At 60.2% G+C, this 24087-nt stretch carries 24 protein-coding genes; 5 read left to right on the forward strand and 19 right to left on the reverse strand.

The window, feature by feature from the left end:
* Positions 1 to 14: 14 nt before the first annotated feature.
* The 8 genes from BR24_RS08375 to BR24_RS08410 all read right to left on the reverse strand — a co-directional run bounded on the left by BR24_RS08375 (position 15) and on the right by BR24_RS08410 (position 8736).
* Positions 15 to 800, reverse strand: coding sequence for a FliA/WhiG family RNA polymerase sigma factor (locus BR24_RS08375; RefSeq protein ID WP_496541048.1), 786 nt, complete (start codon positions 798 to 800; stop codon positions 15 to 17).
* The gene (locus tag BR24_RS08380) at positions 742 to 1569 is read right to left on the reverse strand and encodes a MinD/ParA family protein (protein WP_496541049.1); all 828 of its coding nucleotides are present in this window, start codon (positions 1567 to 1569) and stop codon (positions 742 to 744) included. Before BR24_RS08380 ends, BR24_RS08375 begins: the two co-directional genes overlap by 59 nt.
* A 15-nt stretch (positions 1570 to 1584) precedes the next feature.
* Entirely contained in the window at positions 1585 to 2685 is a 1101-nt protein-coding gene (locus BR24_RS08385; RefSeq protein WP_496541050.1) for a flagellar biosynthesis protein FlhF, read from the reverse strand.
* Between the two features lie 9 nt (positions 2686 to 2694).
* On the reverse strand, positions 2695 to 4806 hold the full coding sequence (flhA, locus tag BR24_RS08390) for a flagellar biosynthesis protein FlhA (RefSeq protein ID WP_496541051.1): 2112 nt from the start codon (positions 4804 to 4806) through the stop codon (positions 2695 to 2697).
* Positions 4807 to 4870: 64 nt separating this feature from the next.
* Positions 4871 to 5935: a flagellar type III secretion system protein FlhB gene (gene flhB, locus BR24_RS08395; protein ID WP_496541052.1), complete on the reverse strand. Its 1065-nt coding sequence runs from the start codon at positions 5933 to 5935 to the stop codon at positions 4871 to 4873.
* 5 nt (positions 5936 to 5940) lie between these two features.
* Complete coding sequence (gene fliR, locus BR24_RS08400) at positions 5941 to 6723, reverse strand: flagellar biosynthetic protein FliR (protein WP_496541053.1); 783 nt, start codon at positions 6721 to 6723, stop codon at positions 5941 to 5943.
* A 238-nt stretch (positions 6724 to 6961) separates the two neighbouring features.
* A complete protein-coding gene (locus tag BR24_RS08405; RefSeq protein ID WP_496541054.1) occupies positions 6962 to 7870 on the reverse strand; it encodes a M23 family metallopeptidase in 909 nt (302 codons plus the stop codon).
* A gap of 128 nt (positions 7871 to 7998) precedes the next feature.
* Positions 7999 to 8736, reverse strand: a complete 738-nt coding sequence (locus tag BR24_RS08410) for a tRNA lysidine(34) synthetase (RefSeq protein ID WP_496541055.1) — start codon at positions 8734 to 8736, stop codon at positions 7999 to 8001.
* A gap of 188 nt (positions 8737 to 8924) precedes the next feature.
* Here BR24_RS08410 and BR24_RS08415 point away from each other — a divergent pair, with 188 nt between their 5' ends.
* The 4 genes from BR24_RS08415 to moaC are packed head-to-tail and all read left to right on the forward strand — an operon-like array spanning position 8925 to position 12122.
* A complete protein-coding gene (locus tag BR24_RS08415; protein ID WP_496541056.1) occupies positions 8925 to 10265 on the forward strand; it encodes a DUF4340 domain-containing protein in 1341 nt (446 codons plus the stop codon).
* A gap of 17 nt (positions 10266 to 10282) precedes the next feature.
* Positions 10283 to 10519 (forward strand): DNA-directed RNA polymerase subunit omega, encoded by a 237-nt coding sequence (gene rpoZ / locus BR24_RS08420; RefSeq protein WP_496541057.1) that lies wholly within the window; start codon positions 10283 to 10285, stop codon positions 10517 to 10519.
* A 3-nt stretch (positions 10520 to 10522) separates the two neighbouring features.
* Complete coding sequence (gene dnaJ / locus BR24_RS08425) at positions 10523 to 11641, forward strand: molecular chaperone DnaJ (RefSeq protein ID WP_496541058.1); 1119 nt, start codon at positions 10523 to 10525, stop codon at positions 11639 to 11641.
* A 1-nt stretch (position 11642) separates the two neighbouring features.
* Complete coding sequence (gene moaC, locus BR24_RS08430) at positions 11643 to 12122, forward strand: cyclic pyranopterin monophosphate synthase MoaC (protein WP_496541059.1); 480 nt, start codon at positions 11643 to 11645, stop codon at positions 12120 to 12122.
* 118 nt (positions 12123 to 12240) lie between these two features.
* Here moaC and uxx1 read toward each other — a convergent pair whose 3' ends face one another.
* The 11 genes from uxx1 to rimP all read right to left on the reverse strand — a co-directional run bounded on the left by uxx1 (position 12241) and on the right by rimP (position 22998).
* Complete coding sequence (gene uxx1 / locus BR24_RS08435) at positions 12241 to 12447, reverse strand: UXX-star selenoprotein family 1 (RefSeq protein WP_496541060.1); 207 nt, start codon at positions 12445 to 12447, stop codon at positions 12241 to 12243.
* Positions 12448 to 12581: 134 nt separating this feature from the next.
* On the reverse strand, positions 12582 to 14816 hold the full coding sequence (gene pnp, locus BR24_RS08440) for a polyribonucleotide nucleotidyltransferase (RefSeq protein ID WP_496541061.1): 2235 nt from the start codon (positions 14814 to 14816) through the stop codon (positions 12582 to 12584).
* Between the two features lie 231 nt (positions 14817 to 15047).
* Complete coding sequence (gene rpsO / locus BR24_RS08445) at positions 15048 to 15317, reverse strand: 30S ribosomal protein S15 (RefSeq protein WP_496541062.1); 270 nt, start codon at positions 15315 to 15317, stop codon at positions 15048 to 15050.
* A 63-nt stretch (positions 15318 to 15380) separates the two neighbouring features.
* A complete protein-coding gene (gene truB / locus BR24_RS08450; RefSeq protein ID WP_496541063.1) occupies positions 15381 to 16307 on the reverse strand; it encodes a tRNA pseudouridine(55) synthase TruB in 927 nt (308 codons plus the stop codon).
* 2 nt (positions 16308 to 16309) lie between these two features.
* A complete protein-coding gene (locus BR24_RS08455) occupies positions 16310 to 17263 on the reverse strand; it encodes a DHH family phosphoesterase (RefSeq protein WP_496541064.1) in 954 nt (317 codons plus the stop codon).
* Positions 17247 to 17591 (reverse strand): 30S ribosome-binding factor RbfA, encoded by a 345-nt coding sequence (gene rbfA, locus BR24_RS08460; RefSeq protein WP_496541065.1) that lies wholly within the window; start codon positions 17589 to 17591, stop codon positions 17247 to 17249. The genes BR24_RS08455 and rbfA overlap by 17 nt, the downstream gene beginning before the upstream one ends.
* A 4-nt stretch (positions 17592 to 17595) precedes the next feature.
* Positions 17596 to 17889 carry a DUF503 domain-containing protein gene (locus BR24_RS08465; protein ID WP_496541066.1) on the reverse strand — a complete coding sequence of 98 codons (294 nt, stop codon included), beginning with the start codon at positions 17887 to 17889 and terminating at the stop codon, positions 17596 to 17598.
* 69 nt (positions 17890 to 17958) lie between these two features.
* Positions 17959 to 20955, reverse strand: a complete 2997-nt coding sequence (gene infB, locus BR24_RS08470; protein ID WP_496541067.1) for a translation initiation factor IF-2 — start codon at positions 20953 to 20955, stop codon at positions 17959 to 17961.
* Positions 20952 to 21233 carry a YlxR family protein gene (locus BR24_RS08475; RefSeq protein WP_496541068.1) on the reverse strand — a complete coding sequence of 94 codons (282 nt, stop codon included), beginning with the start codon at positions 21231 to 21233 and terminating at the stop codon, positions 20952 to 20954. The genes infB and BR24_RS08475 overlap by 4 nt, the downstream gene beginning before the upstream one ends.
* A complete protein-coding gene (nusA, locus tag BR24_RS08480; protein WP_496541069.1) occupies positions 21208 to 22482 on the reverse strand; it encodes a transcription termination factor NusA in 1275 nt (424 codons plus the stop codon). Before nusA ends, BR24_RS08475 begins: the two co-directional genes overlap by 26 nt.
* A gap of 54 nt (positions 22483 to 22536) precedes the next feature.
* On the reverse strand, positions 22537 to 22998 hold the full coding sequence (gene rimP, locus BR24_RS08485) for a ribosome maturation factor RimP (RefSeq protein ID WP_496541070.1): 462 nt from the start codon (positions 22996 to 22998) through the stop codon (positions 22537 to 22539).
* Between the two features lie 293 nt (positions 22999 to 23291).
* On the opposite strand from rimP, the gene flgF reads away from it, so the two are divergent.
* Positions 23292 to 24074, forward strand: a complete 783-nt coding sequence (flgF, locus tag BR24_RS08490; RefSeq protein ID WP_496541071.1) for a flagellar basal-body rod protein FlgF — start codon at positions 23292 to 23294, stop codon at positions 24072 to 24074.
* Positions 24075 to 24087 lie beyond the last annotated feature (13 nt).

A 24087-nucleotide genomic window follows, 5' to 3' on the forward strand; every position in this document is an offset into this window, starting at 1 on the left:
ATTCTCCTTTGTTTTCAGTCGGTTTCGAATCTGTTTCTGAAGTGTTCCCTGAGTTTTTTCAGGGCCTGTGAGTGAAGCTGAGAGACCCTCCCCTCGGTAATTTCCATTACCTCGGCGGTTTCCTTCATGTTCAGCTCCTCGCCATAATACAAAGATATGACCAATTTTTCTCTCGGGGTCAATTCCTCAATGAGATTGGCAACTTTGTCAACCAATTCCTGAAACGCCGCGGACTGATACGGTTCGTCTTCGGAATTGGCCGTGCGGCTGACCATGTGTTCGTTGAAGGCGTCCAGACTGACGCACATCTGGTTCTGCAGTGCCTCGAGTCCGTAATGCACCTCCTTCTCGCTGAGTCCGGTATGATCCGCGAGCTGGTCGCTGGTGGCGGGGAGGCCGGTCTCGTGCTCGATCTGGCGCATGGCCTCTTCAAGCACCTTGACCTTCTGTCGCAACCCGCGTGAAAACCAGTCCATGCGGCGCAGCTCGTCGAGCATGGCGCCCTTGATCCGGTTTTCGGAGTACGTGTCGAATTTGATTCCGAGTTCCGGGTTGAACTTTCCGAGGGCGTCAAGCAATCCCAGGCTGCCGGCGCTGATGAGCTCGTTGAGCTCAACGCTTTGCGGCAGCTTGGCCTTCATCCTGAGAGCGAGAATGCGAATCTTGGGGGAGAAGTGCCTCACGAGGGATTCGCGCTCACCTTCGGTGAACTCGTTCCACGTGCGGGTCCCGGATTCGAGATCACGCCACGGATTGCTCCTGGAAGAGGAGCTTTTTCCAGAAGAACTTGATATTGCCATCGGTATTCGGTTCGGCCTTCCATTTACCCACCTTCTCCGCGGCCTGAACAATGGCCTGCGCGGCGGGGCTTCTCGGGTGTCCATGACAGAAGGGTACCTGTTCGAGTACCCCCTTGCGTACTTTGGGGTCGTGCGGCACGAAGCCCACGAGGTCCAGCGAAATGCCGTCGAGGAAATGGTCGCAGGCGTTGAGCAGCTTGATGTAGGTTTCCTTGGCTGCCCGCTGATCCTTGACCATGTTCACCAGAACCCTGAAGCGTTCAACGCCGTGGTGCATCTTGAGCACCTTGATCAGCGCGTAGGCGTCGGTCAGGGACGTGGGTTCCGGAGTGAGCACGAGCAGGCGTTCCTGCACGGCGAGGTTGAAATACAATACGTTGTCGTTGATTCCGGCGCCGGTGTCCACGACGAGGTAGTCGAGGTCTTCGTCCAGCGTGTCCATGGCGTCCAGCAGGTCGAGCTTCTGGCCGCGGCTGAGGCTGACCATGTCGCTCACCCCTGAGGAGGCCGGAAGGATCCGGAAGCCGTAAGGCGTCTCCAGCAGGATCTTGTCCAGGCTCGTGTTCTCGTGGAACAGGTGGAACAGGTTGTATTCCGGAGCGAGTCCGAGAATCACGTCCACGTTGGCGAGCCCGAGGTCGGCGTCCAGCAGAAGCACCTTCTTCCCGCTCTTGGCGAGCGTGTAGGCAAGGTTGGTGGAAATATTCGTTTTTCCCACGCCGCCCTTGCCGGAGGTGACCGAAAGGACCATGGGGAAGTTGGAATTCATCGGAAAGGCGCTCCTTTACTGATTTTCCACGCCGCCGGGAAATTGACGCTTGAATACGAGACGCCAGAGGCTGTCTCTCTTCGCCGGGGCGATGCTGTTTTTCAGCCCGCTGCCGAAAGAGAACGCGGAGACCGGCTTGCCGGTCCGATGGGCCACGTTCAATATGGCACCGAATGTACAGGCTTCGTCGAGTTTCGTCCAGATAACGCTTGCAAGCTTTGAACATTCATATTTTTTGATGAACGAATCGTATTGCGCCGGAGCGTAATACGGGTTCAGCACGAGGTGCACGGCAAGCTCGTCGTGCGCGGAGAGGCCCATGACGTTCATCCAGTCGTTGAGGTCGGCCTTGCCGGAAAGACCGGGCAGGTCGATGAGCATCATGTCGAAGCTGCGAGCCTCGGCCAGTACGTCCTGACAATCCTCGCGCGAGGTCATTTCGCGAAACGCGAGGCCGGAGAGGTCGGCGTAGTGCTTGAGCACCATGCGGCCCTTGCCGCGTCCGTTGTCTGCCGAAACGAGGCATATCCGCGCGTCCGGGCGGTTCTTCTTCTCCTTGAGCGCCAGGCGGATGAGGGCGGACGTCTTGCCCGCACCGTGCGGGCCGACAAAGGCGTGCATCCTGTGTTGCCAGTTGCCGTTGCCGAACCCTCTGGCGTAGGCCAGCCGGTCCAGCACCGGGAGGATGGACGCATCGGGAGCGTCGCGCAGGTCGCAGAAAACCTTGAGCAGCACTTCCTCGTCGACCCCTTCGCGCTCAAGGTATTCGATGGCAAGGCGTTGGCGCGGGGCAAGTGCTTCCAGCCGCATCTGCGGTTTGACAAGCGCCATGATCTGGCTCTTGATTTCACCCCACTCCTTCTGCCAGCCCACGCTCTGGCCCATGGCGGTGTCCAGAAAGTCGTCCCTGCTGGAGGGCATTCCCGCGGCGGGAGAAGGTGCCGCCGCTGACTGCGCGGCAGGCGCGGGTTCGACTGCCGCCACCACTTCGCAGCACTTGCGGCCGTCTTCTTCGACGGTGCGATTGGAAAGGATCACGGCATCCTCCCCCAGTTCGGATTTGACTTGTGCGAAGGCGTCAGCAGTGCTGGCCGCCCGGAATGTCTTCATCTTCATGGCTGCTCGCTAGCTCAGGTCTACGGTTGCTACTGCTTCAAGCTGGATGTCCGCCGGAATTTCAGCCTGTGAAATGACGGGAAGCGTGGGGATGAACCGCGTCAGCAGAGTGGCCAGATGCGGCCGGATCTGCGGCGTGGTCAGCAGCACGGGCTGCCCGTCGCTGATGAACGTTCCTTCCAGAGTCGCGTTGATCTTCTGTATCATATGCTGGGCCACTTGCGGTTCCAGCGCAAGGTAGCCTCCCTGTTCCACGGGCCGGATAGCCTCGGTGAGCGTCTGCTCCAGATCCGGGCTCATGGTCATGATGGGAAGGTTGTTGTTCTGGCCGAGGTAGGGCTTCACGATGGTGCGGCCGAACTTGGAGCGCACGTATTCGGTCAGCTGCTGCGGGTCCTGCGTGGCGGGGCCGTAGTCGCCAAGCGTTTCCACGATGGTCAGCAGGTCGCGTATGGAGACGTTTTCGCCCACCAGCTGCTGCAGCACCTTCTGGACAACGCCGAGAGGCAGCACGCCGGGAACGAGCGTCTCAACGGCCTTGGGGGCACGCTTGGAGAGGTTGTCCAGCAGGTCCTGAACTTCCTGCCTGCCGAGGAACTCGCCGAGATTGCGGCGGAAGACCTCGGTGAGGTGCGTGGCGATGACGGTCGCCGGGTCCACAACCGTGTAACCCGCGAGCATGGCCTCTTCCTTCTGTGCTTCCGGCACCCACACGGCGGGAAGGTTGAAAGCGGGTTCCACGGTCTCGATGCCTTCGATGCGGTGCTTGGCGTCGCCCGGGTCCATGGCGAGATAGTGGTCGATGAGCAGTTCCGCCGTGGCCACGGGGTTGCCCTTGATCAGCACGCGGTACTCGCCCGGCTTGAGCTGCAGGTTGTCCCGCAGGTGCAGCGAGGGGATGACCACGCCCATGTCCAGCGCGAACTGTCGGCGAATGGAGCGGATGCGCGAGAGCAGGTTGCCGTTCTGGTCTTCGTCCACGAGGGGGATCAGGCCGTACCCCACTTCCAGTTCCAGCTCGTCCAGAGGCAGGAGTTCCTGTACTTCTTCCGGGGAGTCGAGGGTGGGCATTTCCTCCTTGCCGCCCTCGGAACCGCCGGAGCCGGTCTCCAGCCCCATGGCTTCCTGCTGGCGCCGTGAGAGCTCGGAGATGCCGAACACGATGATCGCCATGAAGAGGAACGGAATGGTGGGCATGCCCGGAACGATGCCGAACACGCACAGGATGCCGGCGACGAGCCGCAGCGCGCGGTGGTGGAAGGTGAGCTGACCGAGGAATTCTTCGCCCATCTTGGCTTCGGCCGCGGCGCGGGAGACTATGATACCGGCAGAAGTGGAGATGATCAGGGACGGGATGGTGGAGACCAGACCGTCACCGATGGTCAGCAGGGTGTAGGTCTGGGCGGCGTCCACCCATTCCATATCCTGCTGGAAAACGCCGATAAAGAAGCCGCCCACGATGTTGACGGCGGTAATGATGATGCCTGCGGTGACGTCACCGGAGACGAACTTTCCCGCACCGTCCATGGCACCGTAGAAGTCGGCCTCGCGGCGGCAGTCCTCACGTTGCTTGATGGCTTCCTTCTCGTCGATGAGGCCGGCGTTAAGGTCGGCCTCGATGGCCATCTGCTTACCGGGCATTGAGTCGAGAGTGAATCGGGCGGCGACCTCCGCGATACGCGTGGTACCGGTGACGATGACGACCTTGTTCAGGATGAACAGGATCATGAAAATGACGATACCGATGACGTAGTTCCCGCCGACGACGAATTCACCGAAGCTCTGAATGACCGACCCCGCGGCCGACGTGCCCTCATCCCCGTGCAGGAGAATGGTTCGCGTGGTCGCCACGTTCAGCGCCAGCCGGAGCATGGTGGTGACCAGCAGCAGGGAGGGGAAAATGGTGAATTCCAGCGGCGAGGTCATGAACATGGCGGTGACGAGCACGGTCAGACCCAGCGAGATGCTCACGGTGAGCATGAAGTCGATGAACGGGGTGGGCAGGGGGACGAGCATCACAAACAGGATGATGATGACACCGCCCGCCAGCAGCAGGTCGCCCTGTTTCGCCAGATTCTGGTAGTTCAGGTTGAAAACGCCTGTGGATGCTTTTTCGGCCATCTTTTTGACACCCCTCGTCTATGCTCGGTTGAATTGCTTCCGTTCTGTTCGAAACGTCCGGGGATCAGCGCGGGGAGCGGAATTTGTCCAGCTGGGCCAGAATGGATGCCACCGCTTGAAAGAGATCCTCGGGAATGGTTTCGCCGATTTCAACCTGCTTATACAAGGCCTGTGCCAAGGGCTTGTTTTCCCGGATGGGGATGTCGTTTTCGCGTGCGATTTCCTTGATGTATTCGGCAATCCTGTCCACGCCCTTCGCCAGCACGATGGGCGCGGGCGCTTCCATGACGTTGTAGCTCAGCGCCACGGCGAAGTGGGTGGGGTTGGTGACGACGACATCGGCCTTGGGAACCTCGGCCTGAAGGCGTTGCGCCATGAACTCCATCATCTTCATGTGCTGCTGGCGCTTGATCTCGGGGTCGCCCTCCGCCTGCTTGCGCTCGTCCTTGACCTCGTCCTTGGTCATCTTGATGGTTTCCTCGTAGTTCCAGAGGTTGTACCAGAGGTCGAGCGCCGCGATGATGATCATGGGGACGAGGGCGTACTTGAGCATCTTGAAGGCCACGCCGAGGATGTAGGAGGCGATGCCTTCTGGCGTCATGTAGAAGAGGGGGGTGATGTTGTCCACTTCCTGCTTCATGACGATGTAGGGTGCCACGCCGACCGCCACTGCCTGCAGCAGGCTGCGGCCCAGTCGAACGAACGCCTCGGGACTCATCATGACCTTCTTGAGTCCCTGAAAGATGTTGAATACCTTTGAAAATTTAGGCTTGAGCGGGTCAAGAGTCCAGAGGGAACCCACCTGTACGCGCTCGGAAATGATGGCGACAACGGCCATGAGGATCATGATGGGCAGCACCATCTTACCTATGGACATGCCGCCCCACTTGAAAAGCTCGTATGCCTTGATCCCGTCGAGATCCTCGATGAAGAAGAGCTTGGTGAAGGTGTGGACATATATTTCGGACATGCCGAGGTATATGTATTCGAAAAGTGCCCGCACCACGAAGACGCCGGCGACGAGCACCAGCGTCTTGGTCAGCTCCTGCCCCTTGGCGACGTTGCCCTTCTTGCGCTGCTTGTCGCGCTGCTTCGGGGTGGCTTTTTCTGTTCTGCTGGGATCCTTCATGTGCGTCAGCCCGCGCCCATTCTCAGGATGTTGCCGTACAGCCCGTCCATCTTGATAATGAAGTCGGCCACATAGCGGCCGAGTATGCCGAAGACGAAGACGAGGAACAGGAAGCCGACCGCGATCTTAACGGGCAGCCCGACCACCAGAATGTGCATCTGCGGCGCCGCGCGGGAGATGATGGCCATGGCGAGGTCCACCATGAGCACGGCCGCCATGACCGGCGCGGCGATCTTGATGGCCAGAGTGAAAATGATGGACGAGAAATCCAGCACCGACTGGGCCATGTTCGGGGTCAGGACGATGCCTCCGGGCGGGATGTACTGAAAGCTGTCACCAAGTGCCTTGAGAAGGTAAAGGTGGCCGTTGAGCGTTAGAAAGGTAAGCATGGTGCACATGTAGAGAAAGTGTGCGGTAATGGCCTGATTGACGCCTGTGATGGGGTCCATGACGTTGACCATGGCAAAGCCCATCTGGAAGCCGATGATATGGCCGCCGGTCTGGACGGCGGCGATGAGAAAGCGGACTGCAAGGCCTAGAATGAGGCCGAGAAGCACTTCACCGATAGCCATGACGGCGAGATTCCAGGGACTTGCCGGCATGAGTGTGCCGGGAAAAGAGAGCTCGGGCCAGACTGCCATGGTCAACACCAGCAGGAACGCCGCCTTGACCATGGTGGGGATGGACTTGCTGTCGAAGAACGGTAGCAGGAACATGACGATGCTGATCCTCATGAAGGTGAGGATCAGGCTGAGCATGTCGTCCGCATTGAAGTGAAAGATGTCCATTCCGTTTTCCAAGCAAAAGTTGAACCATTCGGCCTACGGGCTATGTGTACAGACTGACGCGCCGCAAGTCCATATCCCGAAACAGTTTCGACCGGTTGCCACGGAGTCGTGTGAGTATTCGAGGGCTTGAGAGTGCTGCCGTCTTATCCCGCAGGCAGAGGATGTGGCGAGGGAGAGCATAAGAAAAGCCCCTCCTGCAACGCTGTGCTGGAGGGGCTGAACTGTCATTTCACTATGATCAATTCAGGATATACTTCATGGGATTGACGGCGACTTCGGCCTTGTGAACCTCGTAGTGAACGTGAGGGCCGGTGCTGCGCCCGGTATTGCCGACGTATCCGATCAGCTCGCCGCGGGTTACGGCCTGCCCGGGTTTCACGGCGGCCTTCTTCATGTGAGCGTACCGAGTGGTGATGTTGCCGCCGTGGTACAGTTTGACCTGAATGCCGTATCCGTCGTGCCTGTTTCCGGCCAGCGTCACCTTGCCCTTGGCGGGGGCGTAGATGGGGGTGCCGGAAGGGGCGGAAATGTCGAGTCCGGGGTGATGTTCCCGCTTGCCGGTGAAGGGGGAGGTCCGCCAGCCGAAGGGTGACGTCACCCAGCCGGTGGTGGGCCAGATGGAAGGGGTGGCCTCCAGAATGTCCTGCTTCTGCCGGAGCTTGGCGAGAATTTCCTGCTGCTTGACTTCTTCAAGGCGGGCTTCGACGTTCAGCTGTTTCAGGAAGCGATGCATCTTTCTGGCGAGCAACTCCTGACGATAAAGCGGAAGGTAGCCGTTGGAAAAGGTCTCGCTTTGCGTACCGCCCTTGGGGGAGGATGTCTGCGCGCTCTCCTGATCCAGATCGATCATGACGCGGAGCTTGGAGTCGAAGTCATTGATGCGTCGAAGGCTCTTCTGCAGGCCTCCGAGCTTTTGCGCGAGACTTAGAAGCTGGGTTTTCTGTTCGTGGATGGTCTTTTCGGCAAGATTGAGGTCTTTTTCGACCTTGATGCTTTTGGCGTAGTGCTTCCAGAGGTAAACGTTTCCGGCAGCCATCCCCGCGAACAGCAGGAAGAACAGCAGGAAGACTCCGCCGCGGATTCCCATTTTGCGACAGGTGCCCTGTTTGTCCTTGAATATGACTATGTGGTATTTCTTGAACAGCATGAAGTTATGTGTGCCTTTTGCAGTTTTTGCTCGTCAGGCATGAAAAGCCGTTACCATCAAGTAGTCCAGAGGACCTTCGATGTCAAGGCGGATTGCCCGAAAACAGAGGCTTTTCGTGGTGTTTGGGGCTACTTCAGATCAATGCCCGAGCGGGTAACGGCATTGAAGACGTTGCTCCTGATGCGGCGGTCCCCCTGCCATTTTTCGGAGAGCCAGTTCATGACCTCGTCACGGTTTGTGGAGCCGTTTGAGGGACATACGTTTTCCCACACCGGAAGCTCCCACTGGCGCGACGCCTTGATGACAGTCTTCTTGTCCAGAAGCATGGTGGGACGGATGACCTTGAGCTCGCCGCCGAAGAAGTCCTCGCAGGCCGACATGCCTTCCGCGCGACCGTTATGAAAAATGTTCATGAAGAACGTCGCCACGTTGTCGTCGGCGTTGTGTCCCAGCGCCAGGTGCGTCAGGCCGTACTGCGCGCACAATTCGAAGAGCCGTTTTCTCCGCAGCCAGCTGCACAGGAAGCAGGGGGAATTCTTCCGGTTGGCGTCGGAGTGGGCGTGGGGCCCGTAGTCGGTCAATTCCATGTGCGACGCGACCCCGTTTTCCCGGCACCACTGGACCAGCGGGGCGTGGCTTTCAGGTTCGAATCCGGGGTTGACGTGCAGCACCATGAGCTCGATGTCGAACGGCATGATCGCCTTGCGGATGGTCATGACCTTGAGCAGCAGCCAGCTGTCCACGCCGCCCGAGGCGGCGATGCCGACCTTTGCGCCGGGGTGGACCATCTCGAGCTTCTGCATCAGCTTGCCCGTGGCCTTCACGCACTGGTTCTGCGCATAAGAGAGTTTTCCCCAGGAGCCCATTGTGTTATCTACCTCCGTAGTCGGGTTGCGGAAAGGGCGTGGTAGACGATTTGCCCTTGACTTGCAAGCATGCCGGAGCTAATGAACGAGTTTCCCGAAAGCAACGGGACTCTGGCGTTGCAGCCCCGGACCCGAGGGGCTCTTTTTTTTGCCGAAAGCCCCTACGACGAATCCAAGGAGCGACTCCTTTGAAAAGGATCGGTCTGACATTAGCCGTGCTCATTGTGGCCGCCTCGATCCTGACGGTCGCGGGGGGCTATCGTCTGTTGTCGTTCATCGGCGATGACGGCGGCTTCAGCCAGTGGCTCTCGGTGGACCCGGCCAATGTCGAGGCCATGGTCGTGGACGGCTCTGAAGGCGCTTTTCGGCTTGAGCGCGGCAAACAGGGCTGGAACGTGGTGCACGACGGCGTTCGCACTCGCGCCAACTCCGCCCGCGTCGAAACGCTGCTCGACTTTCTCAACAACACCCGGCCTTCCATGGAGGACGATACCTTCGTCAACTCCGAGGGCTCCCGCTACGGACTTGAGGACCCGGCCGCGAAGCTGACGCTGCTTCTCGCCGACGGAGGAAGGGTACAGCTGCGCTTCGGCGGCGAAGTCCCGTCATCCAACCGCGTCTACGTCTGGATATCCGTGCGCGACGGCGACGTCTATGAGATGGATGCGCGCGGTCTCAGACTGCTGTCCCGTCCTGCCGCGCATTTTGAAGACAGTCGACTGCTGCCAAGGGTCGGGGTTGACGGCCTTGCGACGCTTCAACTCGTCATGCGCTACGGCGCGGGCTGGAAAATTTCGCAGGACAAGGAAAATTTCACGTTCGATCTACCGGGATACCTGACGGGTCGAACCGCTTCCGCCACAGAGGTCCGTCTGTATGTGGACTCGCTTTCCGAAATGGAGGCGGAGCGTCTGCTGCCGGATGAAACCCTGCCCGACAGGAAGCCGTATCTGAGCGTCAGGATGACGCGGGAGGACGGCGGCGAGGAGAAACTCAGCCTGTTCCGCGGCACCGGAGACGCTCCCTTCATCGGTGTTTCCTCGTGGCAGCCGGTGCCGTTCGCGGTGGACCGTCTGGTGGTTTCCCAGCTGGTGCGCACTCCGTTCGACATGCAGGGGCGCAGGGTGGTGGATATCGCCATCGGCGACATCCACAGCATGGCGGTCACGTACGACGGCGTAACGCGCGAGGCCGAGCGCACCGAGAAGGGGTGGAAGGAACTCGGCGGCGGAAATCAGATCATGGGCATTGACATGTCCTTGTGGCGACTTAATGAAATGAAGTTCGAAGCCATGCCGCTCGAGCGGGTTTCCGGCTCCGCAAAGGAAAGCATGACCTGCATCCTGCGCGACGAAAAGGGCGAGGTCCTTGCGGCCATGTCCTTTTACAGGGATCCGAGCCTGCCCGAAGGGCAGATATGGCTGAGAAACGGCGGGGGACTGTACTATCCGGTCTCGAGCCAGATCGTGGAGGACCTTCGTGGCCTCTTCCCCGTGCTTGGGACAGATGAATCGTCCCCGGACGCATAATATCGAGGAGATGAAACATGGCTAGAATCACCGTTGAAGACTGCCTGGCCCAGGTGAGCAACCGTTTCCTGATCACCCAGATGGCCATCAAGCGCGTCAAACAGTACCGCGAAGGCTACGATCCGCTCATCGAATCCAAGAACAAGCAGAACGTCACCGCACTGCGCGAAGTGGCTGCTGGAAAGGTAGTTCCCGAGCGGACTCTCGAGGATATCGAGCTGGATATCGAAGAAGAACTGGAAAACGAAGCATAAAGCATGTCAAAACGTTGTTATTACGAGGTTCTCGGTCTTTCCAGGGATTGCACCGACGGCGAAATCAAGTCCGCATACCGCAAGCTTGCTTTCCAGTACCACCCCGACCGCAATCCCGACGACCCCGAGGCTGAAGACAAGTTCAAGGAGGCCGCCGAGGCCTACGAGGTGCTGCGCGACAGCGAGAAGCGCCAGCGCTACGACCGTTTCGGACATGAAGGTATGAACGGCAACGGCTTCCACGGCTTCGACAACACCGAAGACATCTTCGGCACCTTCAGCGACATCTTCGGCGAGTTTTTCGGCTTCAGTTCCGCGGGACGCGGCGGAGCCAACCGTCCCAGAGCCGGGTCCGACCTCAGGTACAACCTGGATATCTCCTTCCGGGAGGCGGCCAAGGGAACCGAGGTCAGCATCACCCTGCCCGTTGAAGTCGAATGTCCCGAATGTGAAGGCACCGGCGCAGAAAAGGGAACGACGCCCGAAACCTGTCCGCAGTGTCAGGGAACGGGCCACATCCAGCAGTCTCAGGGCTTCTTCCGCATCTCCGTGGGGTGTCCCAACTGTCAGGGCCGCGGCACGATCATCCAGAATCCCTGCCACAACTGTCACGGACGCAGCACGGTCATCGAGGAGAAAGACCTCAGCGTGCGCATCCCGGCCGGAGTGGACAACAACTCTCGCCTGCGTCTTCGCGGCGAGGGCGAAGCCGGTATCAACGGCGGCCCCCCGGGCGACCTGTACGTGGTCATCCGTGTGGAGGAAGACGAAATATTCGAACGGCAGGGGACCAGCCTGATCCTTCAGCAGGACATCTCCTTCGTTCAGGCCGCGCTCGGCGACCGCATCGAAGTGCCGACCCTCGACGAGCCCGTGAATCTGGATATTCCCAAAGGCACGCAGGCCGGCGAGGTATTCCGCCTGCGCGGACTCGGTCTGCCGCATCTGGGCAGCCCCCAGAAGGGCGACCTGCTGGTTCAGGTGCGCGTTCTCACCCCCACCAAGCTCAATAAGCGTCAGGAGGAAATCCTGCGCGAGTTTCAGGAGATCGAGGACAGCAAGCCCATGACCAAGGCCAAGGCCTTTTTTCAGAAAGCCAAAGACCGCGTAATGGGCGAATAGCATGAGCGACCGTTTCTCCCACATGGATGCCGAAGGCAATGCCCGCATGGTTGATGTCTCGGCCAAGGACGACACCAAGCGTACCGCGATCGTCCGGTGCCGGGTGCTGCTCAATTCGAACACCTTCGATCTTCTGGTGCGGGACGCGCTGCCCAAGGGCGATGTGCTCACCACCGCCAAGATCGCCGGGATCATGGCTGCCAAGCAGACCCATGCGCTCATACCGATGTGTCATCCGCTGCCGGTGAGCTATGCGGACGTCCGCTTCGAAGTGGACGAGCAGGGTCACGCGGTCGGGATTGAGGCCGAAGTTCGAACGACCGGCAAGACCGGTGTGGAGATGGAGGCGCTCGTGGCGGCGCAGATTGCCGCGGCGACCATTTACGACATGTGCAAGGCCGTGCAGAAGGACATCGAGATCACCGACTGCCGGTTGATATACAAGTCCGGGGGCAAGTCAGGAGAATTCCGGAACGATTGATCCCCGGAGCTGTCCAAAGTGAAGCAAAAAGCCGCCCGCTCAAATGAGCGGGCGGCTTTTCTTTGCCGAACCGTGAGTGAAGACCGTGTTCCGGCGTCCCGTCGGACGGTTAGGCGTGTCAGGAGCCCCGGTTGTAGCCGATGCTCACCTCACCGTCCTGAATGATGGTGGGGATGCGCTTGACGCCACCGTTGAGGGAAAGCATCTCATCCAGCTTTTCGGGGTTGAGCTGGATATCGTGAAAGACCGCGTCCTGATGCGCAGTCAAGGCCCGATGGGTGTGCGGGCAGGTGCGCTTGCCGTAAATGATGATGTCCTGATTCATGCGAGAACTTTACTCCTGTGTCAGCCGATCCGTCCAGTATAACCTTTCGGGTTTTGCTGTGACAGTGGTCGAGACAGACAAGAAAAAGGCGGCTCCGTGGAGCCGCCTTTGGTCATTCAATGGGTGGTTGGCTATTAGCGCCGGGGACCGCGACGATCGCCGCCGCGTCCGCCACCGCCACCGCCGCCGCGACGGTCGTTCTTGCGACCACCGCCGCCTCCGCCGGGGCGCTTGAAGTCTTCAAGGTTGACTTCCTGACCGGCTTCTTCCATCAGCCATGCCTTGCGAGACAGGCGGATGCGTCCGCCGGGCTCCAGGTCAACGCACTTGACCCAGACTTCCTGCCCGAGCTGAAGCAGGTCTTCCACCTTTTCCACGCGCTCGAAGTCCATCTGGGAGATGTGCAGGAGACCTTCGCAACCGGGCAGAACCTCGATGAGCGCGCCGATCTCGAGGATCTTGCGGACGATGCCGAGGTAGTTCTTTCCGATTTCGGGCTTCTGGTCGTAGTACTGCACGCGAGCCTTGGCCTCTTCCATGGAAGCCATGTCCGGGGCAAAGATCATGACCTTGCCGGAGTCGTCGATGTCCACGTCGGCGCCGGTCTCGGAGGTGATGGCCTTGATGTTCTTGCCGCCGGGGCCGATGACCGAGCGAATCTTGTCCGGGTCAACGAAGACTTCGCACATCTGCGGTGCCATCTCGGACAGCTTTTCGCGCGGTGCGGCCAGTGTCTCTTCCATGTGACCCAGAATGTGCTCGCGAGCTTCCTTGGCCTGATTCAGCGCGCGGCGCAGAACGTCGGACGGGATGCCGCTGATCTTGATGTCCATCTGGATGGCGGTAACGCCTTCGTGCGTACCGGCCACCTTGAAGTCCATGTCGCCCAGCGCGTCCTCGTCGCCGAGGATGTCGGTGAGAATATAGTACTCGTCGCCTTCCTTGCAAAGGCCCATGGCGATGCCCGCAACCGGTGCGGAGATGGGCACGCCTGCGTCCATGAGCGCCATGGTGGCGCCGCAGACGGAAGCCATGGAGGAAGAACCGTTGGATTCCATGATCTCGGAGACAACGCGCAGCGTATACGGGAAGTCTTCCTGAGAAGGCAGAACCGGAGTAAGGGCGCGCTCGGCGAGGGCGCCATGGCCGATTTCGCGGCGGCTCGGACCACGCAGCATACGGGCTTCACCCACGCAGTAGGGGGGGAAGTTGTAGTGCAGCATGAAGCGCTTGGTGTGATCGCCAATGAGCGTTTCCATGCGCTGTTCGTCACGGGTGGAACCCAGCGTGGCGACTGCCAGAGCGCTGGTTTCGCCGCGGCGGAACAGGGAGGAACCGTGTGTCATGGGCAGCAGGCCCACGTCGATGGACAGGTCGCGAACCGTGGTGGTGTCGCGGCCGTCGATGCGCTCGCCCTTTTCGACGATGCGCTTGCGCACGATCTTCTTTTCCATGTCGCCGAGGACGTCGCCGACCTGTTTGAGCTTGGCTTCGTCTTCCGGGAATTTCTCGGTGACGAGTTCAACGGCTTTCTTTTTGACGGCGCTTTTGGCTTCCTTGCGCGGCATCTTTTCAGCCACGGAGAGGGCTTCGGTCAGCTCGTCGGTGAGGGCGTCGTTGAGAAGCGTTTCCACTTCTGCGTCGCGCTCCGGAGCGATGGCCTGAATTTTCTTCTTGCCTGCCTTTTCCGCCAGCTCTTCCTGCATGTCGATCAGGGGCTGAATCTCGCGGTGACCGGTTTCAATGGCGTCGGCAAGGGTGTCTTCACTCAGGAATTCACCGCCGCCCTCGACCATGACCACGGCGTCGCGAGAACCGGCAAGCAGCAGGTTCAGGGAGCTTTCTTCGTCGCAGCCCTTGTAGGTCGGGAAGAGTTCGAACTTGCCGTTCACCAGTGCCACGCGGGTACCGGCGATAGGGCCTTCGAAGGGCATTTCGGAAAGGGTCAGCGCGGCGGATGCGCCGGTAAGGGCCAGAACATCGGGGTTGACGTTCTGATCCGCGGAAAGAACCGTGGCGATGACCTGCACTTCGTCCTTGAAGCCCTTGGCGAAGAGCGGGCGAATGGGGCGGTCGATGAGGCGGGAGATAAGGGTCTCGCGCTCGGACGGGCGGCCCACTTCACGGCGGAAGTAGTTGCCCGGAACTTTACCTGCAGCGTACAGCATTTCCTGATAGTTGCAGGTCAGCGGGAAAAATCCGCGATCGTATTCCAGGGGCTGGTTGGTGGCGGTGACGAGGACCACGGTTCCGCCGGACTGAATCCAGACGGCGCCGCCGGCCTGATTCGCCATGCGGCCGGTTTCCATGGTGATTTCAATGTCGCCGACCTTGCGGGTAAGGCTAATCTTGTCAAACGGTTTGAGCATGTACTCTCCAATGAGTTGGTGTTGTTTCATGCCCCGCGGTGGCCCACCGGATGGTTAGCCGGCTTGGGAAGGGGTGTGTGAAGTCGCTTCACCCGCACCTTCCCGAGCCAACTAAGCTACTTCCGGAGTGTCCGGCGAGAATTTTCGCCGTACCGCGAGGCTGCCTGTCTATCCCGGAGGAAAACGACAAAGGGGGAAGCCTTGCGGCTCCCCCCGGCGTCGCTATGTCGGCTACTTGCGCAGACCCAGACGGGCGATCAGGCTACGGTAGCGCTCAATGTCCTTCTTCATGAGGTAGTTGAGCAGCTTCCGGCGCTGTCCGACCAGCTTCAGCAGGCCGGTGCGGGAATGGTAGTCCTTTTTGTGGCTCTTGAAGTGATCGGTCAGGTACTTGATGCGCTCGGTAAGCAGCGCGACCTGCACTTCGGGAGAGCCGGTGTCGCCTTCGTGAGTCTTGTACTCGTCAATGACGGCCTGTTTGGCCTGTGCGTCCATGACCACAGCGATATCCTCCGTTTTAGTGGGTGTTATACGATTCTTCCCGCGCGAAATGGCGCATGCGGGCTACCAGAGCCCGCGCAGAATGCCCCAAAGGAGCTTTCCGTTGCTTTCGGCGGCTTCCACGAGTGCGAGCGCGTCGCCTTCGGGGGTGAGAAGCAGGGCGCGGTCGCCTTCCTTTCCGGACAGTTCTCCGTCTGGATTGACGGGGAGTCTGGTACCGTTTCTCACCAGCCCGGCCAGTGCCTCGGAGAGGCGGAAGGAGGGCCAGTGGGGAAGAGCGTCGGCCATGGGGATGACGCGCTCGGCGAACTGTTCGAGTTCGTCTTCGAGCACTTCCTCAAGGTCGTGCGCCTGTTCCAACCCGAAGGGACCGCTCGATTCGCGCAGAAGCCGTGTCAGCGTCGCGCCGCATTCAAGCCGCGTCCCCAAGCTGTGGACCAGGGAGCGTATGTAGGTGCCAGCAGAGCACCTCACCCTGAAGTCCGCATCGGGAAGAGTTACCTCTAAAGGTTGTGATTCAATGATCGTGATGGCCTTTCGTTTCACGGGTACTTCTTCGCCCGCTCTGGCCAATTCATACAAGGGCTTTCCCTTGTGTTTGGCTGCCGAATAGGCCGGAACTTCCTGCTCTGTCAACTGATTCCAGTAAGAAATTTCGTCACGAACCACCTGCGAATCTTTCGGAACCGGCCTTTCGGTCAGCACCTCGCCCTGAATATCGTAGGTATCCGTAGTGATTCCGAGGCGTAGGGTTCCGGAATACGTCTTGTCCTCGCCGGTGAGGTACGTGGCTGTCTTCGTGGCCTTGCCGAGCATCACGGGCAACACGCCTTCGGCGAGGGGATCGAGCGTTCCGGCGTGGCCTATCTTGAACTGCCTGAACTTGCGCTTGATGGCGTTGAGGCAGTCCGTGGAGGTCGGGCCGGACGGTTTGCGCAGGATGAGCACCCCGTCGAGCTGTTCCTTGCTGCGTTTCGGCTTTCTGCCCATGCCTACAGTCCTACCATGTCGACGATGGATTTCACGAGGGTGGCCCGGGCTTCTTCAAGGGTGCCGGTTACCATGCCGCCGGCAGCGTTCTTGTGCCCGCCGCCGCCGAAGCTGGCCGCAACCTCCTGCACGTTGTCATCGCCGTAGGCACGCAGGCTGAACTTCCACTGCTCGTCCCCTTCCTCGCGGAGCAGGGCGGCGACGCGAACACTCTTCAACTTGCGTACGAAATTGATGATCTCCTCGGTGTCCGAGGGGGCGGTGCCGGTCTTTTCAAACATTTCGCGAGTCACGGGAGCCACGGCAACCTGACCGTTCTCGAAAAGTTCCACGCAGCCGACGACTTCGTTGAACAGGCGCAGCCGGTTTTCCGTCCACTGCTTGTTGATGTGCATGTTCACGGTCTGCAGGTCCAGCCCGTTGCGCAGCATCTTGGCGGCAAGTTCCAGCGACTCGGGAGTAGTGTTGCCGTACGAGAAGAAGCCGGTGTCGGTGGAGACGGCGAGGTAGACGGCCTCGGCCAGCGCCCCGGACAGCTCCACGTCCAGTTCCTCGGCCAGATCGCCGATCATGGTGCCGACGGCGGGGTGTCCCTTGTCGACCCAGTTCAGTTCACCGAACTCGGGGTTGCCGAGGTGGTGGTCGATGTTGATGACGCGGGTTTCGTCAAGGCGTTCACGCAGGTTGTCCCCCATGCGCTCGGCGTTGCCGCAGTCGAGGATAATCGTCCACTCGGGCATTTTTTCAGGAAGTTCTGAAGTGATGGGAGAGGGAGCCTGCACCCAGTCGTAACGGCAGTTCATGCCGGAGTGGTTGTACAGGGTGACTTCCTTGCCCAAGGCGGTGAGCACGTGGCCGAGCGCAGCGGTGGAACCGATGGCGTCGCCGTCCGGGTTGTAGTGGGCGGCCACCAGGAAAGAGGTGCCGCCGCGGATGGCGTCAGCTATCGTCTTCATCGGGCTTGGCATAGACCATGTCCTCAAGAAAGGTGTCGTGAGTGAAACGGAGTTCGGGAACGAACTGGATGCGCATCTTCTTACCGAGCTGAGAGCGCAGGAAGCCGGAGGCCTTGTCCAGTCCCTGCCTTGCTTCCTCAATCTTTTCCTCGTCGCCGCTGGTGGTGAAAAGCACTTCGGCGATACGCAGGTTGGCGTTCATGCGCACGCCGGAGAGGGTCACGCGTTCCAGCCGGGGATCGCTCACTTCCTCCATGAGAATGGAAGAGAGCTCTCGCAGGATCTGGTCGCCCATGCGGCTGGCCCTTCTGGAATCGGAAATTTTCATGATATCAATCCGTGTTGCTGAATACTTCTGTTTCGACGCTTACCAGCTCGGCGGGAACCGTGTCTTCCAGCATGCCGAGCGCCTTTGCCAGTCTGGATTCGACCTTGTTGGTGAGATTGGCCACCGTCACCACTGCAAGGACGATTCTTTCGTGCGAGTCCTGTGCGTCCACTTCGCTGATGGACACATTGAACTTGTTCCGGGCCCGAGTCTTGAGGCTGCTGACGATCTTTCGCTTGCCCTTGAGGGAGCTGTTGCCCTCAAGCCGGAACTCCAGACTGAGTACGCCGATTATCATATATAAGTACCAAAACACGGGCGGTCCAGTCTTGCCGGACCGCCCGTGATGATGTTTTCGGACCTTCGGCTAGTCGATGGTACGGGCCACTTCCCGTTCCTCGAAGGCTTCGATGGCGTCGCCGACCTTGATGTCGTTGAAGCCCTTGATGCCCATGCCGCACTCGTAACCCTTGGCCACTTCCTTGACGTCGTCCTTGAAGCGCTTGAGGGAGGAGAGCTCGCCGGTGTGTACCACCACGCCGCCGCGCAGCAGGCGGATCTGGGCGTGTCTGGTGATCTTGCCGTCGGTGATGTAGCTACCCGCGACGGTGCCGACCTTGGGAACGCTGAAGGTGTCGCGCACCTCGGCCTGACCGAGGTAGACTTCCTCGATATCCGGAGCGAGCATGCCGCTCATGGCGTCCTTCACCTCGTTCACGAGCTTGTAGATGATGTCGTAGAAACGGATTTCCACGTTCTCCTGCTCGGCGATCTCCTTGACCTTCAGGTTCGGGCGGACGTTGAAGCCGATGATGACGGCTTCGGACGCGCTGGCCAGAAGGATGTCGGATTCGGTGATGGCACCTGCGCCGCCGTGAACAACCTGCACCTTGATCTCGTCGGTGCTGAGCTTGGTGAGCGCCTCGGTGACGGCCTCCAGAGAACCCTGCACGTCGGCCTTGACGATGAGGTTGAGGTTCTGGGCCTCCTGATCCGGGCGGGATGCGAGGAAGCTTTCCAGGGTCACCTTGGACTTGCCTGCCAGTTCCTTTTCACGCTGCTTCTGCAGACGCTGCTGGGCGATGCGGCGGGCAACCTTTTCGTCGGAGACCACGGTGAACTCGTCACCCGCTTCGGGGACGCCGTCAAAGCCCTGAATCTCGACGGGCATGGCCGGGCCTGCGGTGTCGATCTTCTTTGCCGAGTCGTTGAACATGGCGCGGACCTTGCCGTGATGCACCCCGCAGACGAAGCTGTCGCCCTGGTTGATGGTGCCCTCTGCGATGAGCATGGTGCCGACCGGGCCGCGACCCTTGTCCAGCTTCGCTTCCACAATGTGGCCGCGAGCGGGCTTGTCGGGGTTGGCCTTGAGTTCAAGCACTTCGGCCTGCAGCAGAATCAGTTCGAGCAGTTCGTCCATGCCGGTGCGCTGCTTGGCGGAGACGTGGGCGAAGATGGTATCGCCGCCCCAGTCTTCGGGAATCAGGTCCATTTCGGCCAGCTCGCGCTTGACGGTGTCCGGGTTGGCGCCTTCCTTGTCGATCTTGTTCACGGCCACGACCATGGGAACGCCCGCCGCCTGCGAGTGGGCGATGGCTTCACGGGTCTGGTCCATGACGCCGTCGTCTGCGGCGACCACGAGGACAACAATGTCGGTGACCTGAGCACCGCGCATACGCATGGTGGTGAACGCTTCGTGCCCCGGGGTGTCGAGGAAGACCACTTCGCCGCGCGGGGTGGTGACATGGTACGCACCGATATGCTGCGTGATGCCGCCGGCCTCGCCGTCCGTCACGTTGGTGGAGCGGATGGCGTCGAGCAGAGAGGTCTTGCCGTGGTCGACGTGACCCATGATGGTCACTACCGGGGGGCGACCCTGAAGGTCTTCAGGCTTGTCCGCCTCGGAGGGGACAAGGAATTCCTGTTCGTCGAAGGAGACGTTCTCCACTTCATAGTCGAATTCGTTGGCGACTACGGTAGCGGTGTCGAAATCGAGCGCCTGGTTGATGGTCGCCATGATGCCCAGACCGAACAGGACCTTGATGAGATCCTGAGCCTTGTGGCCCATCTGGTGAGCCATGTCGGCCAGACGGATGGTGTCATCAATCCTGATCTTGCGCTTGGCGGCCTTTCTGGGCTGCGCCCTGTGCTCCTGCGACTGGTGCTGGTCGGGTCTCTTGCGACGCTTGCCTTTGCCGGGCCTGTTGTCGCCGAGAACCTTCTTTGCCTTGTCGCCGTCCTCGAAGTTGCTGAATTCCACGACGCGGCGGTCTTTCTTGCGCTTCTTGCGGCTGCGACCGTCCGGCTGCGGCGGCGGGGGAGTTCCCGGAGCAGCGGGACCGCCACCGGGGCCTCCACCGGGGCGTCCACCAGGACGAGCGCCTGCGGGCCTGCCGCCGGGCTTCGGGCCGGGCTTGCCGCCGGGACCGGGCTTGCCACCGGGGCCGGGTCTGGGACCGCGGCCGCGTGCGGGGCGATCTTCCAGTCCTGCAGCCTTTTCGGCTTCGCGCTTGGCGACTTCCGCCGGGTCGGGCATGGAAATGATTCTGACCTTGGATTCGCCCTTTTTCTTGGGCTTCTTGGCCTTTTTGTCTTCGTCGCCCTCCGCCTTGGCCTTGGATTCAGCCTTGGGCTGCTTCTCGGCCTTCTTGGCAGGCTTGCCGTCCTCGGCCTTGTCCCCGGGGGCAACAGGCTCGGCTTCGGACTTCGCGCCTTCGGCTGCGACCTCGGGCTCGGCAGGCATTTCTGGCTTGTCTGCGGGCTTTTCCTCGGCGGCCTCCCCGGTTTCGGCTTCCCGGGCTTCGGCTTCGGCTGCTTCGGTCTTTTCGACGGCAGGGGAGGGTTCTTCCTTGGCTTCCGGCTCGGGAGCCTTCTCTTCGACAGGCGCCTTTTCGGCCTCGGCGGGTTTCACGACCTCGGCCGGCTTGATGATGCGGGCCTTCTGCGAGTCGGCCTTGGCAGCCTTCTTGGGCTTTTCCTCGGCAACGGGCTCTGCGCCGGCTTCCTTGTCTTCAGCGGTTTCTGCGGGTTCCTCGGGGGCAGCGGGAGTCTCTTCGACTTCGGCAGGAGCTTCGGGAGCTTCCTGTGCGGCCTTGGAGTCTTCCTTCTCGGCACCACTGTCGGCCTTGCCCTTGCGAGCCTTCCTGCGGCGCACTATGACGCCCGGCTGCACTTCACGGCGCAGCACCTCGGAGTCTCCACCCTCTGTGGAGAGCTCGGCTCTGAGCTTATCAACGTCTTCCGCATCCACGGCGGTCATGTGGCTCTTTGCCTGAACCCCGATCTCCCGCAGATGCTGCATGACTTCTTTATTCGACAGGCCGAGTTCGGCTGCCAAATCCTTAACCTTCATGGTTGCCGTCATATACTAACCCCCTTGCATTTCTTCATGAGCCCTCTTTCCGCTTTGCCGAATCTTTCGCGGCACTCGGGCTCGCCGCAGACATAAAATCCCCGGCCAGGTTTATTCCGTCCGGGATCGGGAACAAGGCTGTCCGCCGCCAGGTCCCTCGGACAAACATATCTCGCAAGGTCTCCCTTGGGAGCCCTCTTCCGACAGATGACGCACATGCGTACCGGGCCTTCGGCTCCTCGGAGCGCGTCGTCAGTCGGTTTGTTACACTTCTTCATCGCTTTCGACATCGTCTCCGTCTTCTTCGGAACCGTTGAGGCCGAGCATGTTGATGCCCGCGCGGATTTCCGCGATGCGCCCTTCGGTGATGCCGTCCACTTCAAGCAGTTCCTCGTCGGTGGCGTTGACCACCGCTTCGGTCGTATCCAGACCGGCCGCGACAAACGCTTCCACGTTCACTTCGGCCACGCTGGCGATCTGGTCCAGTCCCTTGCGGGAAGCGTTGAGCTCGGCGTAACGGCTTTCGGTGAAGATGTCTATCTTCCAACCGAGAAGGCGGCTGGCGAGCTTGACGTTCTGCCCCTTGCGGCCGATGGCCAGAGTGAGCTGGTCGTCCGGAACGATGACTTCGAGAGCCTCGTCCTCGTCATACACCGCGATACGGGAAATGACGGCGGGTGAGAGGGCGTGCTGGGCGTACCGGGCGATGTCCGGACTCCAGACCACGATGTCGATGCGTTCGCCGCGAAGCTCCTGTACCACGTTCTGGATGCGGGACCCGCGAATGCCGACGCAGGCGCCAACGGGGTCCACGTCGCGTTCGCGGGAGTAGACAGCCACCTTGGCACGCAGGCCCGGATCACGGGAAACGCCCATGATCTTGACGGTGCCGTCGGCCACCTCGGGTACTTCGCGCTTGAAAAGTTCCACCATGTAATCGGGGTGGGAGCGGGAGACCAGAACCTGCGGTCCGCGGGACTCCTTGAGTACGTCAATGATATATGCCTGCACCCTGTCGCCGCGCTTGTAGCGCTCGCGTGGAATCTGTTCGTCCTTGCCCAGCAGCGCTTCGGTGCGGCCGAGGTTGATGATCCAGCCGGTGCGGTCGCGGCGCTGAATGATGCCGCTGACGATCTCGCCCTTGCGGTCCTTGAACTCTTCGAAGATGATCTCCTGCTCCGCGTCGCGCATGCGCTGGATGATCACCTGCTTGGCGCTCTGCGCCGCAATGCGCCCGAGGTCCTCGATGGCGAGCTTGAAGCCCATTTCATCGTCGATCTGGACGTTCGGGTCGTGTTCCCGCGCTTCCTCGAGGTTGATTTCGCTCACCTCGTCATGGACTTCGTCGGCAACCACCTTGAACTGGTAGACCTCGATTTCACCGAGTTCCTCGTTGAAGGTGACTTCGATGTCCATGGTGTCGCCGTACTTGCGGTGTACGGCAGAGCGCACCGCCTCTTCGAGGGTGTCCACCAGAAGGTCGCGGTCGATGCCCCGGTCCTTGCTGATCTGGTCGATGGCTTTCTTGAGTTCCGACATTGTTTGTCCTCCGTGTCGCGGGCCGCGGAGCGGCCGCAAAAAGCGTGCTCCGTGCTAAAAAACGTGCACCAGTCTGGCTTTCTTGACTTCGTCCCAGGAGAAGGATTCGTTACCGTTCTCTGTTTCGAGGACGAAGGCATTGTTCTCGATGCCGGCCAGTGTCCCGCTGAACTTGCGTTGCTCCTGCCGCGGCTCCCACAGGGTGACCCGAACGGGCTTACCGGTGTACGCGGCCATCTGGTCGATGCTGAAAAACTCTCTCTCAAGGCCCGGAGACGAAACTTCGAGGGTGAATGCGCCGGGAACGGCGTCTTCCATCTCCAGCACGAGTCCCACCTGACGGCTGACCTCGGCGCAGGCATCCACCGTGACCCCGTCCGGCCCGTCGATGTAGATCAGTATCCTGCGCTTGCCGCCACCGCCGGGGCAGGAGATGCCCCACAGGGAGTATCCCAGTCCTTCGACCTCGGGGCGGACCAGCTCGTCCAGAATATCTTCAAATCTCTTGCGCGTCATTGTGCTAAAGGTCCCGGTTTCTGAAAATAAAAAAGGCGGACCTAGGCCCACCTGCGTGAAAAAAACGATAGTCCTTTCCAGGCCTTGGAGCAGTCGGCGGGGGTGCAACCCGCAACGCCGAGCCGGGGAGCATCTACTCTCCCAGCTGAGCTACGTCCGCTCTCGAACCGGCTTCATTTATACATATTGAACGCACATGTCAACAATACTGCCTGTCCGTACCGTAAAAATGTGGCGTTTCAGTCGTTGGCCCACATGTTGCAAAGTCAGGTCGACAACAGGAGGTCCGCCCCATGAGAGACAGCATATTTAGCGCGGTATTTGGCGCTTTATCCAATGAAATGAGGATGTCGACGACCGCCAACAATTTGGCGAACGTCAACACCACAGGCTACAAGAAGGATGAGTGCGCGTTTCACGACACCTTCATACGCTTCGCCCACGATTACGTGGTCGACGCAAAGCCCTACATGCGCGACAAGCCGCTGTTTCCGGAAGCGGACCTGATGTCGAGGGTGCGCCTTTCGGATCAGTACACCGATCTGGCGCAGGGGAGCCTGCAGGAAACCGGCAACCCGCTCGATTTGGCCATTTCCGGCGACGGATTCTTCAAGGCGCAGGTCGGCGACGAGCAGCAGCTCACGCGGGCAGGCAACTTTTCCGTGGACCAGAACGGTGTTCTCGTAACCAAGCAGGGGTATCCCGTGATGGTCGGCGGCGGCTCTCTCGCCATTCCGCCCGACGCGACGAACGTCTCCATTGATTCCGGCGGACAGATCAGCGCCGACGGCGCGGTTCTCGGACAGCTGGACATCGTGGACGTGGATGACAAGCGGGCCTTGGAAAAAGTGGGCCAGAACTTCATGCGCATCCGAGAGGACAGCGGTGCAAACGAGATCCCCGCCGAAAACATGACGGTGGAGCAGGGATACCTCGAGAAATCCAACGTGGAAGTCGTGACCGAGATGGTCAAGATGATAGAAACTCAGCGTGCTTTCCAGTCATATCAGAAGGTTATGACCAGTACCGATCAGATCGACCGGCGCATGATCATGACTCTGGGCAGGAGCTACTAGGAGGATATGGACC

It is taken from the genome of Pseudodesulfovibrio halophilus DSM 5663 (assembly GCF_059568665.1).